This window comes from Nocardia sp. NPDC019395 (genome assembly GCF_040632335.1).
Lineage (GTDB): Bacteria > Actinomycetota > Actinomycetes > Mycobacteriales > Mycobacteriaceae > Nocardia.
Map to the genome: position 1 here is coordinate 56,697 of NZ_JBEYBT010000009.1, position 18,297 is coordinate 74,993.

An 18,297-nucleotide genomic window follows, 5' to 3' on the forward strand; every position below is an offset into this window, starting at 1 on the left:
GCGCGAAGCCCGAGGTTCGTTTACTCGACTGTCACCGATTTGGCGAGGTTGCGCGGTTTGTCCACGTCGTAGCCGCGGGCCTGAGCCACCTCGGCGGCGAAGATCTGCAGCGGGACGGTCGACAGCAGCGGCTGGTACAGGGTCGGGGCGGACGGGATCTCGATCAGATCGTCGGCGAACGGCCGGACCAGATCGTCACCTTCCTCGGCGATCACGATCGTGCGCGCCCCACGTGCCTGGATCTCACGGATATTGCTGAGCAGTTTGGCGTGCAGCACCCCGCGACCCTTCGGCGACGGCATCACCACGATCACCGGCAGCCCGTCCTCGATCAGCGCGATCGGACCGTGCTTCAGCTCACCCGCCGCGAAACCCTCCGCGTGCATATATGCCAGTTCCTTGAGCTTGAGCGCACCTTCGAGTGCCACCGGATAGCCCACATGCCGGCCGAGGAACAGGATGGTCCGCTCGCGCGCCAGTTCCCGGGCGATCGCCCGCACCTGCGGCGCCGTTTCCAGCACCCGCTCCACCAGCTTCGGCATGGCCTCCAGTTCGGCGAACTCGCGGGCCACCTCGTCCGGGTACTTGGTGCCGCGCGCCTGCGCCAGCGCCAGCCCGACCAGCAGGTTCGCCGTCACCTGGGCGAGGAACGCCTTGGTGGAGGCCACCCCGATCTCCGGCCCGGCCCGGGTGTAGAGCACCGCGTCGGCTTCGCGCGGGATCTGCGAACCGTTGGTATTGCAGACCGCCAGCACCCGCGCCTTCTGGCTCTTGGCGTGCCGGACCGCTTCCAGTGTGTCGGCCGTCTCACCCGACTGCGAGACCGCGACCACCAGGGTGGAGCGGTCCAGCACCGGGTCCCGGTAGCGGAATTCGCTGGCCAGCTCCACTTCCACGGGCAGCCGGGTCCAGTGCTCGATGGCGTATTTCGCGACCAGCCCCGAGTGATAAGCGCTACCGCAGGCGACCACGAAGACCTTCTCCACATCGCGGAGTTCCTGGTCGGAGAGGCGCTGCTCGTCCAGCACGATCCGGCCGGCGAGGCTGGGGCTCTGGTCGAAGTGACCGATGAGTGTGTCGGCGACCGCGCCGGGCTGCTCGTCGATCTCCTTCAGCATGAAGTAGTCGTGGCCGCCCTTCTCGGCGGCGGCCAGATCCCAGTCGATGGTGAACGGGCGGGTCTGCACGCCCTCGGCGGAACCGTGGAAATCGGTGACCCGGTAACCGTCGGCGGTGATCACCACCGCCTGCCCCTCACCCAGTTCGACGGCTTCGCGGGTGTGCTCGATGAACGCGGTGAGATCGGAGGCGATGAACATCTCGTTCTCGCCCACCCCCACCACGAGCGGGGTCGAATGCCGCGCGGCGACGATCGTGCCCGGATGGTCGGCGTGGGTGAAGACCACCGTGAACGCGCCCTCGAGCCGCCGCAGCACCGAGAGTGCGCTGGCCTCGAAATCGCCCGCGGTCGGCCCCTCGGCGTAGGCCCGGGCCACCAGGTGCACGGCGACCTCGGAATCGGTTTCACTGCGCAACTCGACCCCGGCGGCCTCGAGCTCACGCCGCAACTGGACGAAGTTCTCGATGATGCCGTTGTGCACCACCGCGACCTTCCCGCTCGCATCCTGGTGCGGATGGGCGTTGCGGTCGTTCGGCGCGCCGTGCGTCGCCCACCGGGTATGCCCCATCCCGGTGGTGCCGGCGAACGCACCGGCGCCCGCGGTGTCCAGCGCCTCTTCCAGATTGCTCAGCCGTCCGGCGCGCCGCTCGATCGCGGCATGCCCGGCGCCGTCGAGAATCGCCACGCCCGCGGAGTCGTAACCTCGGTACTCCATGCGGCGCAAGGCAGCGACGACGACGCCCAACGCGTCCCGGTACCCGACGTACCCCACGATTCCGCACATGGGTCACCAGAGTACTTATCGGCTAACGTTTACGTCGTGTCGGCGTCTGTGAAATCACTCCTGAGCAGTCTGACCAGCCGCGGCCCGCACCGGGTGCTCCGCGGGAACCTGGCCATCGCGGGTCAGCCCGGCGTGGTGTACACGCCGGAGACCGGCCGCGACCTACCCGCTGTCGCCTTCGGCCACGGCTGGCTGAACAGCGCCGCCGCCTACGGCACCCTGCTGGAACACCTCGCGTCCTGGGGCATCGTCGCCGCCGCCCCCGATACCGAACGCGGCCCCCTGGCCTCCCACCTCAACCTGGCCACGGATCTGCTCACGACTCTCGATATCTGCACCGGCGTCCGCCTCGGCGACGGCACCCTCACGGTGCACCCCGAACGTCTCGCCCTCGCCGGCCACGGCATGGGCGCGGGCGCCGCGGTCCTCGCCGCCTCCCAGCATCGCGTGGCCGCGGTCACTCCTCTCTTCCCCGCCCCCACCGCCCCCGCCGCCGAATCGGTCGCCCCCGATATCGACACCCCCGCCCTGATCCTGGCGGGCGTGTCGGATATCGATTCGCTCAGCTCGAACGCGGTCCCCCTGGCCGCCGCCTGGTCGGGGCCGGTGATCCTGCGCACTCTCGAAGGCGCCGGCCGCAACGGTCTCGCCGAAGGCCGCCGGCTCCTCGCGGCTCTGGGCGGCGGTAAACACGAACCGAAAACGGCCCGCGCCACCCGTGCCATACTCACGGGCTATCTCCTCCACACCCTCCGCGGCGACAAGAAGTACGCCGCCTTCTCCGATCCGGACACCTCGATACGCCACACCCACGTCATCGACCCGGCGGCCGCACTCCTGGACCAAGAGGAGAGTCGCAATGCCGCCGCGACGCCCGACCCCGCGACGGTGGGCAAGCTGGTCCGGACGCTCCGGAAGTAACAGCCCCCGGCCGGAGACCGGTCCGGGGTCCCGCGTCACGTTCTACGCGCTCATCCGAACAATCAACCTACTGTTCGGCGCGGTTGCCGGGTGTGCCGCGAGAGATCCGAACCGGTAGCCGCTGCCCTCGTAAGCGCATGGCGGCGTGTCGTTATGCCTGAGCGGCGACCCCGGCCGAGGGGCTGCCGGTGTCGACACCGATTCCCATCCGATTCCCACGGGACCTGTCCAGGGCCGCTGCGGCTCGGTCATCAGGCCGTAACGCAACCCGAACAGTCATGACATGGCACCACGCCAGACTTCCCAGAGTGTGATCACGCCGGGATGTGAAGGTGAGGTGATATCACATGACCGTCGATTCGACGGAACGGACAATGGCGGAATCGGTGTATCAGCAGGTCCGCCGCCGGATTCTCGAGGGACGCATCAAACCCGGGACCCGAATTTCGATCCGGACGCTGGCACAATCGGCCGGAGTTTCGACCATGCCGACTCGGGAAGCGCTGAAACGCCTCCAATTCGAAGGGCTGGTCGCGTTCGACCGGCGGGCTGTCACGGTCACGGCACTCGACGCGGACGAGATCCGTCAATTGTTCGCCATCAGACTGACACTGGAATTGCTGGCCACGGAATGGGCGCTGATCCGTCTCGACGACGACGGTATCGCCGCGATGCGCGCGGTCCTCGACGAGATGGGCGATCCCGGTATCGCGCCGGATATCTGGCGTGAACTCAATCGCAAGTTCCATCAGACCTTGTACGGATATGCCGAGAGCCGGTACCTCATCGAACTGATCCACAACATCTGGGACCGCATTCAGCCGTACATGGCGATCTACGCGACAGCGCCGGACAATCTGGACGACGCGCGGCGCGACCACGAGCATATGTACCGGCTGATGGTCGACCGGAAGCTCGACGAACTCCTCGACGCCACCCGGCATCACATCGAAACCACCGCGGAGGCCATCGTCGGCGCGCTCGGCGCACCCGACGGGACAGATATCGAAGCCACGACGAATTACGAAGAACTGTCGGTCGATTCGTTCCACCGCATGATCGAGAGCGGCGAGACGACCAGCGCGGAACTCACCAGCTGGTACCTGACGAGAATCGGCGATATCGATTCGGCCGGTAACCCGGACGGCCTCCGGCTCAACTCCGTGGTGACGGTCAACCCGGCCGCCCTTCGTGACGCCGCGCGACTGGACGAGCGGTACGCGCGCACGGGCAAGCTCGCCGGACCACTCCACGGCGTTCCGGTCCTGGTCAAGGACCAAGGTGAAACACGCGGTATACCGACATCGTTCGGATCCGAGGTATTCGCCGATTACGTACCCGACGTCGATGCCGCGGTCGTGCGACGCCTCCGGGAGGCGGGCGCGGTCATCCTGGGTAAAACCGCGATGTGTGATTTCGCGGCGGGGTGGTTCTCCTTCTCGTCCCGGACCGGCCATACCAAGAACCCTTACGACACCGACCGGGAGACCGGCGGTTCCAGCGCCGGTACGGCTGCGGCGGTGACCGCGAACCTGTGTCTCGTCGGTATCGGCGAGGACACCGGTGGATCGATCCGGCTCCCCGCCTCCTTCACCAATCTTTTCGGCCTGCGGGTCACCACCGGGCTCATTCCCCGCACCGGCTTTTCGCCGTTACTGCACTTCCAGGACACGCCCGGGCCGATGGCACGCACGGTCACCGATCTGGCCGCCGTCCTCGATGTCGTCGCCGGATACGACCCCACCGATCCGTACACCGGTATAGCGGCAAGCAACCCCGATATCGGAAACTATGCCGCCGCACTCGGTGACGTGAATGCGGACGCACTGCGTACCTTCCGGATCGGGGTGCTGTCGGACGCATTCGGTGCGGGACCCGACCAGGAGATGACGAACGCCGTCGTGCGGTCGGCGATCGACCGGCTCGGCCGGCTCGGCACCGAGGTGATCGAAGGTCTGCGCCTCGGGAATCTGGAATCGTGGATCGAGGAGACATCCCTCTATACCCGCTGTTCCAAGAAGGACATCGACGAGTTCCTGGCGCAGCGTCCCGGCGCACCGGCCGGATCGGTGGACGAGATCGTCGCGGCCGGACGTTTCCACCCGCTCACCGATCTGTTCGGCGATCTCGTCTCCGGCCCGGACGACCCCGATGACGACCCGGCCTACCTGCGCGGACGGCTGCGCCAGGAGGAGTGGCGGCGCACCCTCGTCTCGATGATGGCGCAGGCCCGCGTCGACTTCCTGGTATATCCCACGGTTCAGGTCCCGGCTCCGACGCGTGCCGAACTCGAGGCGAAACGCTGGACCGCCCTGGACTTTCCGACGAACACCGTGATCGCCTCCCAGACCTCGCTGCCGGCGCTGAGCATCCCCGCCGGCTTCACCGATTCCGGGCTGCCGGTCGGCCTGGAGGTCCTGGGCCGGCCGCTGTCGGAGCTCGCCTTGCTCCGTTTCGCGCGGGCATGGGAACTGGCCGCGACTCCGCGGCGGCCGGCGGCGCTGACCTCCTGAACCACCGATCGACCACCGATTCGCCACGTCAACGGTGACCTGGGCGCACAACCCTTTTCGAAAAAGGATGGACCCGCATGACAACGCGTACCCAAGACCCCCCCGCCGTGGAGCACGGCAAACACGTGGCGCTCGAAGAGGAATTCGAGAACGAACCCGTCCCCGGATCACATCGGCGCTCCGTATTCTCGGTATCGGCGGTGTGGTTCGGCTTCCCGATGGTCCTCACCTCCGCCATCTTCGGCGGCACCATCGCCTACGGTCTGGGCTTCTGGAAGGGAATCCTGTCCATCCTGATCGGCAATCTCGTCCTGTTCGCCTACGTCGGCGCGCTGTCCTATCTCGCGGGCACAACCGGTAAGAACTTCGCGCTCAGCGCGGCCGAAACGTTCGGGCGCAACGGGGCGAAGATCGTGGCGGGTTTCCTGTCGACCGTCGTCATCGGCTGGTTCGCCTTCCAAACCGGTTTGACCGGGGCCACCCTGGAAACGTCGCTCGGCTGGAACGCGACCCTCCTCGCCCTGGTCGCCGGACTCCTGTACATCGGCATCACCTTCATCGGAATCCGCGCGCTGACCGTCATCGGTCTCATCGCGGCACCGTTGTTCATCGCTCTCGGCATCGTCGCCGTGGTGATCGCGACGCGATCCGACGGCATCGGCGCGATCACCTCCTATCGAGGCGCGAGCGACGCGACGGTGCTCTCGATCGGCGCGGCGATCTCGATCGTCGTCGCCGGATTCGTCGACTCCGGAACGATGACCGCCGACTTCACCCGCTGGTCTCGTAACGGAAAGGAAGCGGTCGTCGCCACGTTCAGCGCCTTTCCCGTCGCGAACGCGATCGCCATGGTCGTCGGCGCGATCGTGGTGGCCGCCGGTGCCGCGGTGAATCCGGCCGCCAACGGTGGTGACTTCCTGCCGATCCTCACCGACCACGGTGCGGTGCTCACCGTCCTCGCGGTCGTCTTCGTATTCGTCAATCTCGGATCGGTATGCGCGCACTGCCTGTACAACGGCGCGGTCGGGTGGAGCCAGCTCACCGGATCGAAGATGCGGCTGCTGACCATCATCCTCGGTGCCGCCGGCGTGGTGATCGCGCTCGCCGGCGTGTGGAGCCATTTCGGTACCTGGCTCAACCTGCTCGGTATCTTCGTGCCCTCGATCGGCGCCGTGCTCATCGTCGATCAGCTGATCACCCGGCGCGCGGCGTCGCGGACGATCACGGGGTTGCGGGTACAGCCGTTCGCCGCCTGGATCATCGGCGCTGCCTGCGCCTACGCGGTGCACCACTGGGCGCCGCAACTCAGCGAAGCGATCGTCGGAATGGTGTGCGCGGCCGTCGCCTACCTCCTCGTCGAGGCAGTCGTCCCGGACCGGATCAGCCGCACCACTGCCGTCGGCGCAACAGGAATCGAGGTGGCGCAGTGACACTCGTATCCGACACCGGCCTGGCGGGAGCAACCGCGGTCGAGATCGCCTCGTTGATCCGCACCGGGAAGGTCACGGCCGCCGAGGTCGTCGAGAGCGCGCTCGCCCGGGTCGACGCCCTCGACGACAGCCTTCATGCCTTTGTCGAACGCACCGATGCGCTGGCGCGGGCCCAAGCGACCGAGGTGGACGCCGCCTTCGCCCGTGGTGACGATCCGGGACCACTGGCAGGTGTTCCGATCGCCGTCAAGGATCTGATAGCGACCGCGGGGGTGCCCACCCGGAACGGGACGGTCGTCTACGGGGATTGGATCCCCGACGAAGACGATATCGTCGTGGAACGGGTCAAGAACGCCGGAGCGGTGATCCTGGGCAAGACGACCGTGCCGGAGTTCGGTTACAGCGCGGTCGGCCACAATCCGGTGTCGCCGCCGGCGCGCAACCCGTGGAACCCGGAGTTGACGCCCGGTGGATCGTCGGCCGGTTCCGCGGTGGCGGTGGCCACCGGTATGGCGCCGCTCGCCCTGGGCAGCGACGGCGGTGGGTCCGTCCGGATACCCGCGTCCCTGTGCGGGCTGGTCGGCTTCAAGGCGTCGATGGGCCGGGTCCCGCTCTACCCCGGATGCCGGGATGAGCGATTCCCCGGTATGTCGAGCTGGGAGACGATCGAACATATCGGGCCGATGACGCGCACCGTCGCGGATACGGCACTGCTGATGTCGGTGCTCGCGGGTCCGGATCCACGAGACCGGCATTCGCTCCCGGCCGGCGACGTCGATTGGCGCGGATCGGTTTCCGCTGATCCGGCGCGGAGTCTGGCCGGCAAGCGAATCGCCTACTCGGCGGACCTCGGCTATCTTCCGGTCGACCCCCAGGTCCGATCGATTGTCGCGGCAGCGGTCGAGTCCTTCGAGAAACTGGGTGCGACGGTGGTCGAGGCGGACCCCGGAATCGACGACCCGCGCCCCTACATCTGGCCGATCGTCATGGCCGACAGCGATCTCGTGGGCATGCGCGGACTCGTGGCGCAGCACCGGGATCGGATGTCACCCCATCTGGTCGAGCTGATCGAACACCCTTGGACAGCAGAGGAATTCACCACCGCGCAGATGATGCGCAAGCGAGTGGTCAACCAGATGTGGCGGTTCATGCAGAACTACGACCTGCTGGTCACGCCGAGCCTGGCCGTACCCGCGTTTCCGATCGGCATCCAGGGGCCCGAATTGATCGACGGCCGCATGGTGGATTCCGGCAGCTGGCTGGGCTTCCTGAATATTTTCAACTGGACCGGTCAACCCGCGATATCGGTCCCGGCGGGATTCACCTCCGCCGGATTGCCCGTCGGACTGCAGATCGCCGGACCGCACCTCGGCGACGGCGAAGTACTCGCGGCGGCCGCACTCTTCGAACAGGAACGGCCGTGGCACTCCCGGTGGCCCGAACTCGGGGAGTCGACCATCGACGGAACACGAGAGGAGTACCGCACACGATGACCGGACTCGACGGACTCAACCCGACACCGGGTGCACTGGTGGTGGGATTGGTGCAGGCACAGGTACCCACCATCCACGAACCCGGCGATCTGAAGGCCACCGCGGAGCGGCTCGCGGACATAGTGAAACGCGCCAAAAAAGGCATGCCCACCATCGATCTGATGCTCGTGCCGGAGTACAGCATCAACGGGCTGGACCCGGAGAACTGGCTGGACAACGCCTTACTGTGCGACCGGGACGGCCCGGAGATGACGGTGCTGGCCGACGCCTGCCGCGAAGCCCAGGTATGGGGCTGCTTCTCGATCATGGAACGGAATCCGGACGGCGCGCCGTGGAACAGCGGGATCATCTTCGACAACGAAGGCCGTGAACGTCTCTACTACCGCAAAATGCATCCCTGGGTCCCCGCCGAACCGTGGGCGCCGGGCGACCTCGGCATCCCGGTATGCGACGGACCGTCCGGGTCCAAGCTCGCACTGATCATCTGCCACGACGGCATGCTGCCCGAGATGGCGCGCGAGGCCGCCTACAAGGGCGCGAATGTCATTCTGCGGACCGCGGGCTATACCTACCCGATCCGGCAGGCCTGGCAGATCACCAATCAGGCGAACGCCTTCCAGAATCTGGCCTACACGGTCTCGGTGGCCCTCGCCGGCTCGGACCAGAACAATATCTGGTCGCAGGGCGAGGCCATGGTCTGCGATATCGACGGCACCGTCCTGGCGCAGGGGGACGGGACGCCTGATCGGGTGGTCACGGCGGAGGTCGTCCCGGCGCGGGCGGACCAGGCCAGGCAGACCTGGGGAGTCGAGAACAACATCTACCAACTCGGTCACCGCGGCTACTCGGCCGTGGAGGGCGGCGCACGGGACTGCCCGTACACATTCATGCAGGACCTGATGGCGGGCACGTACCGGGTGCCGTGGGAATCCGAGGTCCACCATGTGGACGGCACGGGCGCGGGCTGGAGTGTGCCTGCCGAGGTGCGGGCGCGATGAGCCGGGCAGAGTGGTATCCCGCCCGGCCCTGACCGCGCCGTTGCTGTGCTGCCGCCACCCCGGCCCCCTCATCGGGCCGGGCTATATCGGGCGCTCCCGTGGCGACCGCCCGGCAACGAACCCCGGCAGTTCCGCCCAGGTCTGCACTTCCGGCCGTGGCTCTCGTGCGCTCAGACTGCCGGCACCGAACGATGTGCCTCGACGACCGCACCGATCCACGGCAGGACCGCGTCACGAACCTTCACGGTTCGTGGCAGCAGACCGTTGGCGTGCAACAGGTCTGCCGAACGCTGCTGCTCATCGAGGAACTCATCGGTGACCGAGCCGATCCCGAAGGGGCGTCCACGCAAGGCCGCCTCCCAGCGATCGAGATCAGCGGTGCCGCCACGCCGTTCGGCATCGTCGACGAAGAAACGTGCCGCTTCGCGCGGGTTGGCGACGATCCACGCATCCGATTCCTGCAGCGCCGTGATGATCGCTTCGAGTTCCGGGCGATGATTCTCGGCGAACTCGCGCCGGACGAACCACAACGACGGGTGGCTGAAGAGACCGTCGGTGTCGACGAGGGTGTGTACCGGCGCGGTGGCCTCGACCTCGGCCAGTACCGGGTAGGCACCGACCCATGCGTCGAGATCGCCGCGCAGCAACGCGGCACCACCGTCGTTCACGTCGATATCGACCGGCACGATATCGGACCAGCGCAGCCCCTCGCGGTCGAGCGCGAGCAGCGCCAGCGTGGTCTGCCACGAGCCGTGCGCGATCCCGACCCGCTTACCGCGCAGATCGGCGACGGTGCGGATACCGGAGTTCGCGAGGCTCACCAGCCGCCCGTTTTCGACGCGGGGCCCCGAGATCCCGACATACACCAGATCACGCCCCTGCCCCAGGCCGGTGATCGGCGGGGTGAACCCGGTGCCGATGAAGTCGTAGCCGCCCTCGGCGAACAACCAGTCCGAATGCAGCGTCGGCAGGCCCGCCCGGGGATCGACGCGCGGCGGAGCCGGTAGCTCGCGCAGGTCCACCCACTCGACGTCCCGGAGGTGGGGTTCGAGCAGGCCGTTGTGGCGCAGCACGAACAAGGAATTGTTGTTCGGGAAGTAGCCGATACGAACAGTCATGGGAAGGCTCCTTTTCGGCTGTTTCTCAGACCAGCCCGCGGCGGCGGGCCTCGGCGAGCAATCCACTGCGACCCCACTGCGCCACGAGGTTCGTCGGGTCGAAGTCGACGGAGCCGCCGACGAGTTCACCGAGCGCCTGGTACTGGGCGCCCTCTTCGAGCAGGACCACGAATTTGGCGAGCTCGAGCAGGCCGGACCGGCCGATCACGTTGACGCCACCGTTGGCCTCGAAGATGGCGACGAGGTCCGGATCGTCGGCGAGGCGGTCGAGGATGAAGTCGCCGGGGGCCTGGCTGCGGTCGATATGGGCGGGGATGTCCCGGGAGAGGGTCAGGCGCTGCGAGGCCGCGTACTTGATACGCAGGGTGCGGTGGGTCTGTGCCCACCCACCCAGCCACGGTGTGTGGACGTGCACGATCGAGGTGATCTCGAGGTGTTTGCGGAACACCTCGGCGTAACCGGTGACGAACCCGGCCCGGCCGTCGCCGGCCAATACCTCTCCGTCGAACGTCGCGAGGATCGGCTGCGCGCTGCGGTCCTCGGCCCACGGGCCGGGCTCGTTGAGCGCGACGGCCAGTTCTTCGCCGGGGACCCGTTCGACGAAGTTCACGGTGCCGTTGGCGGAAACGGTGCCGGTCTCGCGGAATACGCGGAAGGCGGTGTCGGCGGCGCGGCGCGCGTCGTCGACGAAAGCCTCGACCGCGGGGGTGACGCGGGCTTCGGTGCTGGTCATGACGTTTCTCCTATCGGGTGGAAAGGGTGCGGACCCGGGTGGGCGTGGTGCGCCGGAGCAGCGGCAGCACTTCTTCACCCACGCGGTATGCCTCTTCGAGGTGGGGATTTCCGGCGAGGATGAACGCATCCACGCCGAGGTCGATCAGTTGGTCGAGGCGTTCGGCGATCTGTTCGTAGCTGCCCACGAGCCCGAATGCCGGTCCGCCGCGGATGAGGCTGAACCCGCACCACACGTTGGGTTGGACTTCGAGGTCGCGGTAACCGGTGATGGTCTCCGGCACCCACCCTTTGATCCGGGCGGCACCGACGGAGTCGCCCTGGGCGGCGCGGTTCGCGGCCGCGCGGTCGACGAATGCCCAGCCCTTCTCGATCTCCGCCCATGCGGCCTGTTCGGTATGCCTGGCAACAATGTCGATCCGGACCGCGAACTTCGGTGTGCGACCCGACCTCTCGGAATGTGCCCGGACGCCGTCGAACTTCGCCCGCAGGTCGGCGAACGGTTCGAGCCAGGACAGGTAGTAGTCGGCGTGCCTGCCCGCGGCGTCCACGGCGGCACCGGACGACCCGGAGAAGTACACCTCCGGGAAGGGCTGCCCCGTCAGCAGCGGTGGCAGCGCCGCACCCTCGGTCCGGAAGAACCGCCCGTCGTAGTCGAAGGGCGTGCCCTCCCATACGCCGCGCAGCACGTCGAGGAACTCCGAGGTCCGCGCGTAGCGGTCGTCGTGCGCCACCTTGTCGCCCCACCACAGCTGCGGTGCGCCACCGCCGCCACTGATGATGTTGTAGACCAGGCGTCCTCCGGTGGCGCGTTGCAGGCTCGCGGACATCCGGGCGGCCTGGAGCGGGTGCAGGAATCCCGGCTGGAACGCCACCATGAAGCGGTAGGTATCGCTTTCCCGGGCGAGCGCGGACGCGGTGGCCCACGGGTCCTCGGTGATCGGGAAGGAGGGCAACAGCCCACCGACGAATCCCGCGGACTCCGACGCCTTCACCACCGCGGCCATATGGTCGATATAGCTGTATCCGTCCAGTCTGCCGCCGCGGATCGCGGGCGCGATATTGCCCGGACCGTGGCCGCCGGCATGCCCGCGGTTGTAGCGACGGGGGGTGCGCAACGACGCATGGTCACCCTCCATCCCGATGCGCCAGTAGAAGTCCGTGCTCACGACTTGTTCTCCTGCCCTGCGAGGGTGCGGCCGGCCGGGTCGGCGAGGTGCAGCAGGTGCTCTCCGGTTCGGTGCAGTTCCTCGATATGCGGATGCCCGGCCAGTTCGAATATCTCGATACCGCGCGTCCGGTAATCCGAAAGTGCCTGCGCCACTCGTTCATAACTGCCGATCAGGCCGATCGGGCGGGTGTACCCGATGCGGTCGAAGCCCGACCAGCGCGCGCCGTCGAGTGCGAGCGCCCGGACCTCGGCGGCATCTGCTTCCGGATGCACCTCCCGCCACTGGCGCAGTACTCGTGCCCACGCCTCGTCCTCGGTCTCCCGCGCGATAACCGGCAGGGCGAGCCCGGCGCGCACGGTGCGCCCGGACTGTCTCGCCGCATCCCGCAAGGACGCCACCGCATCATCGACGTTGCCGGTGGTCTCGTCGAATACGTGCACGTCGCCGTGCCCGGCCGACAGTTCGATCGCCTCGGGCGAATTGCCCGACAGGTGGACGACGGGAAACGGCAGACCCGACAGAATGCCACGGAATCCGCCATCGATGACGTCGTAGTATTCGCCGGCGAACTCGAAACCGGTACCTCCGAACCGGCCGGGCAGCACCTGTTCCTCGTTCCACACTCCCCGTGCGACCGTGAGGAATTCGGCTGCCCGCCGGTAACGATCGACGCCGGTGACCCGGTCACCGCGCGCCGCGGCATCGGCGGCTTCGGTGTCGACGCGCAACCGCCAGTCGAGCCGGCCGTTCGAGAGCCGTTGCAGGGTTGCCGACAGCTTGGCCGCGTACACGGGTGTCCCGAACGCGGGATGGAATTCGACGCCGACCCGCAGGTGCCGTGTCTGCCGCAGGGCCGAACCGGCGACCACCCACGACTCCTCCCCCGCCGGGTCGTACGGGGCGACGATGCCGTCGAGTCCGGACAGTTCGGCGGCGAGGACGACCTGGTCGAGGAACTCGAATCCGCCGCGATGAGCGGAGACGGAGCCGACGTGGCGACCATCTCCGCGAGTGGGCAGTTCCCAGCGGAACTCGGTCACGCCGACACCTCTCGTTCGGCGGCCAGCCGCGCACTCGCCTGCTGCAGCGGCTCCGGGGCGACCCACGAGGCGAGATCGAAATCGGTGGCGAGGAAGCCGTGGGTGTAGAGGAACCGCTTCTGTATGTCGAGCAGTTCGATCCGCTCGTCGGACAGCGTCGGGTGCAGGCCGCGGTGGAATGTGCCGCCGTACGCGGCCTCGACGCCCGCCGCGCCGGAGAAGGTTTCCCGGGCGAGTACGGCGCGGACCTCGTCGAGGTTGTCCGCGGCCCAGTTCGCGGCCCGCAATGTCTGGGTGAGGAACCCGACGACCAAGTCGGGGCGCGACTCCAGCAGGTCCGCGTGCACGGTGATCGGGCGCGGGGTGCCGTTGTTGACGCGCGAGCGCTTCGACTCGGTGGCATCCAGGTCCACCGCGGTACGCAGGCCGTGTTCGCGGGCGACCTCCTGAGCGCGAGCGCCCTTGACGTAGATCGCGTCGACGTCACCGGCGAGCAGCGCCTCCACACCCCAGGTGGTGATCCGGCGGCCCGCAGCGTTCTCACCCCGGACCTGCGGATTGCGTTCGACCGCGACCTCGACGGGCCGGACGTCCGCGAAGGTGAGCCCGCCGAGCGCGAGCGCACTCGCGAACCCGTGCAGAGCCATCGCCCGGGGGAAGCTGCGGGCCCGGTCCTGCGCCCATGCCGGGACCGCGATCCGCAGCCCGGCCAGATCCTTCGGTCCGGAAACGGGTGAATCGGGTGCCACCAGGATCGCTTGTGCTTCGTCGATCCAGGTCAGGCCGATCAGCCTGGTGGGTGAGCCCTCGGCTCGTGCGGCGAGTGCGGGCACATTGCCGCCCTCGCGGATCAGGCCCAGCAGCTGATGGTCGAAATGTCGCGGCGCCAGTTCGGGCCCGGCGTCCTGCAACACTCCCAGGCCTATCCCCGCCGCGGCGGCGGTCTCGCCCAGCCAGCCGAGACTATGGGCCAATCCGCTGGCGGTGGGCACGGGGCAGCGTGTGTACCAGAGAGTGTCGAGGACGGTGTCGGCGGCAGCGGTCATGGCGTGCTCCTTCAGGTGGTCGTGGGGGAAGGTGTGCGGCCGACACCCAGCTCGGCCAGGAAAGCCGCGCGGTAGCGCAGGGACTCCGGATCGGTGCGGTCCCGCGGGCGGGCGAGGTCGATATCGGTATCGACGGCGAACCGGCCCTCGTTGAGGATCAGTACCCGGTCGGCCAGCCGGACCGCTTCGTCGACGTCGTGGGTCACCAGCAGCACCGCCGGCCGGTGCCGGGCGACGAGGTCACCGACCAGATCCTGCATCTGCAGCCGGGTCAGCGCGTCCAGAGCCGCGAAGGGCTCGTCGAGCAGCAGCAGTTCCGGTTCGCGGACCAGCGCCCGGGCCAGCGCGACCCGCTGTGCCTCGCCGCCCGACAGGGTCGCGGGCCACTGCCGCGCCTTCCCGTCGAGGTTGACCTCGGCCAGCGCACGGGTCGCGCGCTCCTTCGTCTCGGCGGTGCGGCGCTGCCCGATGGTGACATTGCCGAGCACCCGCTTCGACGGGATCAGTCGCGGCTCCTGGTAGACGGTCGTCCGGCGGGCGGGTACGAGAATCTCTCCGCCGTCCGGCTTCTCGAGACCGGTCAGGAGCCGGAGCAGGGTGGTCTTCCCGGTTCCGGACGGGCCGAGCAGGACGACGAACTCGCCCCGGCGGATCTCGAGGTCGATCCCGTCGAGAACGGTCTTGTCGCCGAACTTCTTGTGCAGGCCGGTGATCGACACCGCAATCGGTTCGCCTTCTCGGCGGGCGGTTGCCGACGCAGGGCTCTGCGGGCGAGTGGACAGCGGCGGTAACGGCGCTTCGGGACTCATCGGGCCGCCACCTGACCGCGCCACGGCATCGCGAACCGTTCGATGATCCGGACCACTCCGTCGAAGATCAGGCCCAGTACCGCGTACAGCACCACACACAGCACCATGTAGTCGGTCCGGTTGTACTCCTGTGCGAGGGTCACCAGATAGCCGATCCCTTCCCGGGTTCCCACCTGCTCCGCCGCGATCAGGCCGGTGATCGCGATGGAAAGGCATATCCGCAGCGCCATCAGCACTCCGGGAAGTGCCGAGGGGAGGATCACCTCGATCACCAGGCGCGGGCCGCGCGCTCCGAAGCTCCGCGCCGCTTCGACCACCTTGCGATCGACATTGCGGACGCCGAGATAGGTGTAGGCATACATGGGCCCGACCGTGGCGAACGCGATCAGCAGCACCTTGAACGTCTCGTCGATACCGAACCAGGCGATGAACAGGGGAACCAGCGCGAGGAACGGAACCGCCCGGTTGATCTGCATCGTGGAATCCACGAGTTCCTCACCGAGGCTGGACAATCCGGAGAGCACACCGAGGATCAATCCCGTCACGACCCCGAACAACACACCGAGCGCGGCACGATGGAACGAGGCGATCGAGTAGTCGACGAGCTGCCCGGTCTCGTACAACTCCGCGAACGCCGTCCATACCTTCGGTGGCCCGGCCAGGATCTCCTCGGGAATCGCCCCGCTCGCCGACCCGATCCACCACACCGCAACGAGCAGGGCGGGTACGAGAAACCGCAGCGGGATCGACACCCACCGGGGCCGGCGCCGACCGGCCCGGTACCGCGGCACCTCGAGGTCGGGTTCCCCGCGACGCTGCCCGGGGCCGCCCTTCGCGCGCGGCGTCGTCACGATGGCCATGTCATTTCCCCGGCGCCGGTGCAGGCTGGTTCCCTGCGGCGGCGAGCTTTTCCTCGAGCGGATAGAAGACATCCGCCGCGGTGACGGCCCGGGTGATCACCCCGTTCTCGTAGAACAGATCCGCCACTCCCTGCAGGTCGGCTGCGTCTTCGGCAGTCGGGTAGTGCGGCACCGACGCCCGGCGCCCGAGATCGATCGCGCGCTGGAGCCGGTCACCGGACAGCGCGCGCGGCCCGGCCTTCTCGAACACGTTCTCGAAGTCTTCCGGGTTCGCCCGTTGCCGCTCGACCAGTTGCTGCAGCGTCTCGAGATACTTCGCGGCGACATCGGGCCGCTTCTCGAGCACCTCGGTGCGGAACGCGACGATCGTATTGTCCGTCGAGCCGACGGTGGCCTCGGTCGCGATCTCGACGGCTCCGCGGGCCTTGGCTTCCGCGTACGGATCATTGAACGAAGCCCATGCGTCGACCTGCCCGGTGGAGAAGGCGGATGCGGCGTCCGATATCTGCAGCGGAACCCGTTCGACCCGGTCGGCCGGAATCCCCGCCTGCTCCAGCGCTTTCAGCGTGATGTACTCACCCTTACCCGCCGGATTGACGGCGATCCGCTTGCCGACGAGATCCTTGACCTCCCTGACGCCCGAGTCCGGTGAGGCGATGATGCCGGCCTGATCCTGATCCACCGGGTCGGCGACCGCGATGATCCGGACGCCGACATCCTTGGACAGCGCTCCGACAACCGGGCTGTAGGCGCCACCGGAGACATCGAGCTCGCCGGCATTGAACAACTCGAGGTTCGCGCTGAACGACGGCGGAGCGTTGACCCACTCGATCTTCGCACCCAACGGGGCGAGCGCTTCGTCGAAAGTACCGTCGCGCTTGGCAACTGCGAGCGGACCGGAATTCCCTTCGTCGGTGACCTTCAGGACGAAGGCAGGTTCACCACCCGCTCCGGACGCATCCGAATTTCCGCCGGAACCGCACGCGGCGGCCACCAGCGCAACGACGGGGAGGATCGCGAGAGCAGCGCGCACTCGAGGTAGTCGGCGGTGGGGACGCATCGGTGTTGCTCCTAGCAGTGAGATATCGGCGTACCCGTGGAAGCTATGCCGCATCCCTCGAGGTGCCCACCCTTACTTTTCCGTTGACCGGAAAGCTTGACTCGATATCCGACTGTGTGTTTGTTCGTCCCAGGACGTGAAGTCGTGCACAACCCACCGGATAACCGCGCGAGAAAGGAGCCTGGGGTCTTACCCCTAGCTATATCCACATTTTCCACATAACGGAAAGCTGACAGGCCGCACAGGCGCCCCCCGTGCTAGCGTCACCACGTGGAGCCCACGTCCCCAGCCCATGGCGGACTCCAGTCCGTCACGCGCGCCCTGTCCGTACTCGCCTGTTTCCGCGACGGCGCGGACCTCGGCGTCTCCGAGATCGCCCGGCGGCTGGACCTGCCGGTGAGCACGACCCATCGCCTGCTCTCCGCCCTCGTCGAGGCAGGCTTCCTGGACAAGGTGGACTCACCCAGCCGGTACCGGCTGGGGACCGCGCTCGCCGAATACGGTCAGATCGCCTATCGACAGCACCGCATCCACCTGGCCGAGCCGCACCTCGAGGAGCTGGCGACGATCACAGGCGCGAAAGCGTCCATCGCGACGCGGCACGGCGACGACGCCGTTCTGCTGGGAACCAGCAGCTGGCGCGAAGCGGAGGGGCACGAACTGCAGGGTCTCCGGCTTCCCTTGCACGCGAGCGCACTCGGCAAGGTACTCCTGGCCTGGGCGCGGGCCGGCGAGGACGAGCTCACCCGGTTGCCGTACGACAGCGGCACCGCGCGGTCGATTTCCGGGCCGGTGGAACTCGGAAAGGAACTCGCCCACACCCGGGAACGCGGGTACGCCTTCAACGACGAAGAGCTCGTGGACGGCTTCCGGACCATAGGCGTCCCGATTGGCGATGAGCCGGGCCAGGTCCGGTTCGCCCTCGGCCTGCGCGGGCCCCTCGAGCTGATGACCGACGAACGGATTCCGTTCTTCGTCGACCTCGCGAAGGTCACCGCCCGCAAAATCGCGGGCGCCCTGCACTGAGCATCGGACCCGCTCCGCGAAACCCGCCCCGGGGCAGATCTACGAGGGCGTCCGACCGCTACACCAGACCAACTATCTCCTGGCCGACGAGTGGACCCCCGTGAACACCACGGCCATCGAGGCCGAACACCCCTTCCCCATAAACATCCCCTGGTCCGAACTCGAGTTCTGACCG

The 18,297-nt window shown here is 67.7% G+C and carries 15 protein-coding genes; 6 read left to right on the plus strand and 9 right to left on the minus strand.

Annotation, left to right across the window (positions count from 1 at the left end; genetic code table 11):
• Positions 1-20: 20 nt before the first annotated feature.
• Complete coding sequence (glmS, locus tag ABZ827_RS20650) at positions 21-1,904, minus strand: glutamine--fructose-6-phosphate transaminase (isomerizing) (protein ID WP_357238812.1); 1,884 nt, start codon at positions 1,902-1,904, stop codon at positions 21-23.
• 36 nt (positions 1,905-1,940) lie between these two features.
• Between glmS and ABZ827_RS20655 the strand changes: the two genes are divergently transcribed.
• The 5 genes from ABZ827_RS20655 (at position 1,941) to ABZ827_RS20675 (ending at position 9,259) form a co-directional block, all read left to right on the plus strand.
• Positions 1,941-2,825: a hypothetical protein gene (locus ABZ827_RS20655; protein WP_357238814.1), complete on the plus strand. Its 885-nt coding sequence runs from the start codon at positions 1,941-1,943 to the stop codon at positions 2,823-2,825.
• A gap of 347 nt (positions 2,826-3,172) precedes the next feature.
• The gene (locus tag ABZ827_RS20660) at positions 3,173-5,338 is read left to right on the plus strand and encodes an amidase family protein (protein ID WP_357238816.1); all 2,166 of its coding nucleotides are present in this window, start codon (positions 3,173-3,175) and stop codon (positions 5,336-5,338) included.
• A 77-nt stretch (positions 5,339-5,415) separates the two neighbouring features.
• A complete protein-coding gene (locus ABZ827_RS20665) occupies positions 5,416-6,768 on the plus strand; it encodes a cytosine permease (RefSeq protein ID WP_357238818.1) in 1,353 nt (450 codons plus the stop codon).
• On the plus strand, positions 6,765-8,261 hold the full coding sequence (locus tag ABZ827_RS20670; RefSeq protein WP_357238820.1) for an amidase: 1,497 nt from the start codon (positions 6,765-6,767) through the stop codon (positions 8,259-8,261). The genes ABZ827_RS20665 and ABZ827_RS20670 overlap by 4 nt, the downstream gene beginning before the upstream one ends.
• Positions 8,258-9,259: a formamidase gene (locus ABZ827_RS20675; protein WP_357238822.1), complete on the plus strand. Its 1,002-nt coding sequence runs from the start codon at positions 8,258-8,260 to the stop codon at positions 9,257-9,259. The genes ABZ827_RS20670 and ABZ827_RS20675 overlap by 4 nt, the downstream gene beginning before the upstream one ends.
• 170 nt (positions 9,260-9,429) lie before the next feature.
• Here ABZ827_RS20675 and ABZ827_RS20680 read toward each other — a convergent pair whose 3' ends face one another.
• From ABZ827_RS20680 to ABZ827_RS20715, 8 genes are read right to left on the minus strand one after another with little or no spacing between them, the layout of a single operon-like run.
• Positions 9,430-10,377: an ABC transporter substrate-binding protein gene (locus ABZ827_RS20680; protein ID WP_357238824.1), complete on the minus strand. Its 948-nt coding sequence runs from the start codon at positions 10,375-10,377 to the stop codon at positions 9,430-9,432.
• 25 nt (positions 10,378-10,402) lie between these two features.
• On the minus strand, positions 10,403-11,110 hold the full coding sequence (locus tag ABZ827_RS20685; protein WP_357238826.1) for a class II aldolase/adducin family protein: 708 nt from the start codon (positions 11,108-11,110) through the stop codon (positions 10,403-10,405).
• Between the two features lie 10 nt (positions 11,111-11,120).
• The gene (locus ABZ827_RS20690; RefSeq protein ID WP_357238828.1) at positions 11,121-12,278 is read right to left on the minus strand and encodes an LLM class flavin-dependent oxidoreductase; all 1,158 of its coding nucleotides are present in this window, start codon (positions 12,276-12,278) and stop codon (positions 11,121-11,123) included.
• A complete protein-coding gene (locus tag ABZ827_RS20695; protein WP_357238830.1) occupies positions 12,275-13,321 on the minus strand; it encodes an LLM class flavin-dependent oxidoreductase in 1,047 nt (348 codons plus the stop codon). Before ABZ827_RS20695 ends, ABZ827_RS20690 begins: the two co-directional genes overlap by 4 nt.
• Positions 13,318-14,367 (minus strand): ABC transporter substrate-binding protein, encoded by a 1,050-nt coding sequence (locus tag ABZ827_RS20700; RefSeq protein ID WP_357238832.1) that lies wholly within the window; start codon positions 14,365-14,367, stop codon positions 13,318-13,320. The genes ABZ827_RS20695 and ABZ827_RS20700 overlap by 4 nt, the downstream gene beginning before the upstream one ends.
• 11 nt (positions 14,368-14,378) lie before the next feature.
• A complete protein-coding gene (locus ABZ827_RS20705) occupies positions 14,379-15,176 on the minus strand; it encodes an ABC transporter ATP-binding protein (protein WP_357238833.1) in 798 nt (265 codons plus the stop codon).
• Positions 15,173-16,036, minus strand: coding sequence for an ABC transporter permease (locus tag ABZ827_RS20710; protein WP_357238835.1), 864 nt, complete (start codon positions 16,034-16,036; stop codon positions 15,173-15,175). Before ABZ827_RS20710 ends, ABZ827_RS20705 begins: the two co-directional genes overlap by 4 nt.
• A gap of 1 nt (position 16,037) precedes the next feature.
• Positions 16,038-17,096, minus strand: a complete 1,059-nt coding sequence (locus ABZ827_RS20715; protein ID WP_357238837.1) for an NrtA/SsuA/CpmA family ABC transporter substrate-binding protein — start codon at positions 17,094-17,096, stop codon at positions 16,038-16,040.
• Between the two features lie 270 nt (positions 17,097-17,366).
• Between ABZ827_RS20715 and ABZ827_RS20720 the strand changes: the two genes are divergently transcribed.
• Positions 17,367-18,122, plus strand: a complete 756-nt coding sequence (locus tag ABZ827_RS20720; protein WP_357238839.1) for an IclR family transcriptional regulator — start codon at positions 17,367-17,369, stop codon at positions 18,120-18,122.
• Positions 18,123-18,297 lie beyond the last annotated feature (175 nt).

Bases quoted from the DNA above. Each gene is read 5' to 3' on its own strand.
- ABZ827_RS20685 (WP_357238826.1), bottom strand. From the start codon at position 11,110: ATGACCAGCACCGAAGCCCGCGTCACCCCCGCGGTCGAGGCTTTCGTC.
- ABZ827_RS20705 (WP_357238833.1), bottom strand. From the start codon at position 15,176: ATGAGTCCCGAAGCGCCGTTACCGCCGCTGTCCACTCGCCCGCAGAGC.
- ABZ827_RS20715 (WP_357238837.1), bottom strand. From the start codon at position 17,096: ATGCGTCCCCACCGCCGACTACCTCGAGTGCGCGCTGCTCTCGCGATC.
- ABZ827_RS20700 (WP_357238832.1), bottom strand. From the start codon at position 14,367: ATGACCGCTGCCGCCGACACCGTCCTCGACACTCTCTGGTACACACGC.
- ABZ827_RS20665 (WP_357238818.1), top strand. From the start codon at position 5,416: ATGACAACGCGTACCCAAGACCCCCCCGCCGTGGAGCACGGCAAACAC.
- ABZ827_RS20675 (WP_357238822.1), top strand. From the start codon at position 8,258: ATGACCGGACTCGACGGACTCAACCCGACACCGGGTGCACTGGTGGTG.
- ABZ827_RS20660 (WP_357238816.1), top strand. From the start codon at position 3,173: ATGACCGTCGATTCGACGGAACGGACAATGGCGGAATCGGTGTATCAG.
- glmS (WP_357238812.1), bottom strand. From the start codon at position 1,904: ATGTGCGGAATCGTGGGGTACGTCGGGTACCGGGACGCGTTGGGCGTC.
- ABZ827_RS20680 (WP_357238824.1), bottom strand. From the start codon at position 10,377: ATGACTGTTCGTATCGGCTACTTCCCGAACAACAATTCCTTGTTCGTG.
- ABZ827_RS20710 (WP_357238835.1), bottom strand. From the start codon at position 16,036: ATGGCCATCGTGACGACGCCGCGCGCGAAGGGCGGCCCCGGGCAGCGT.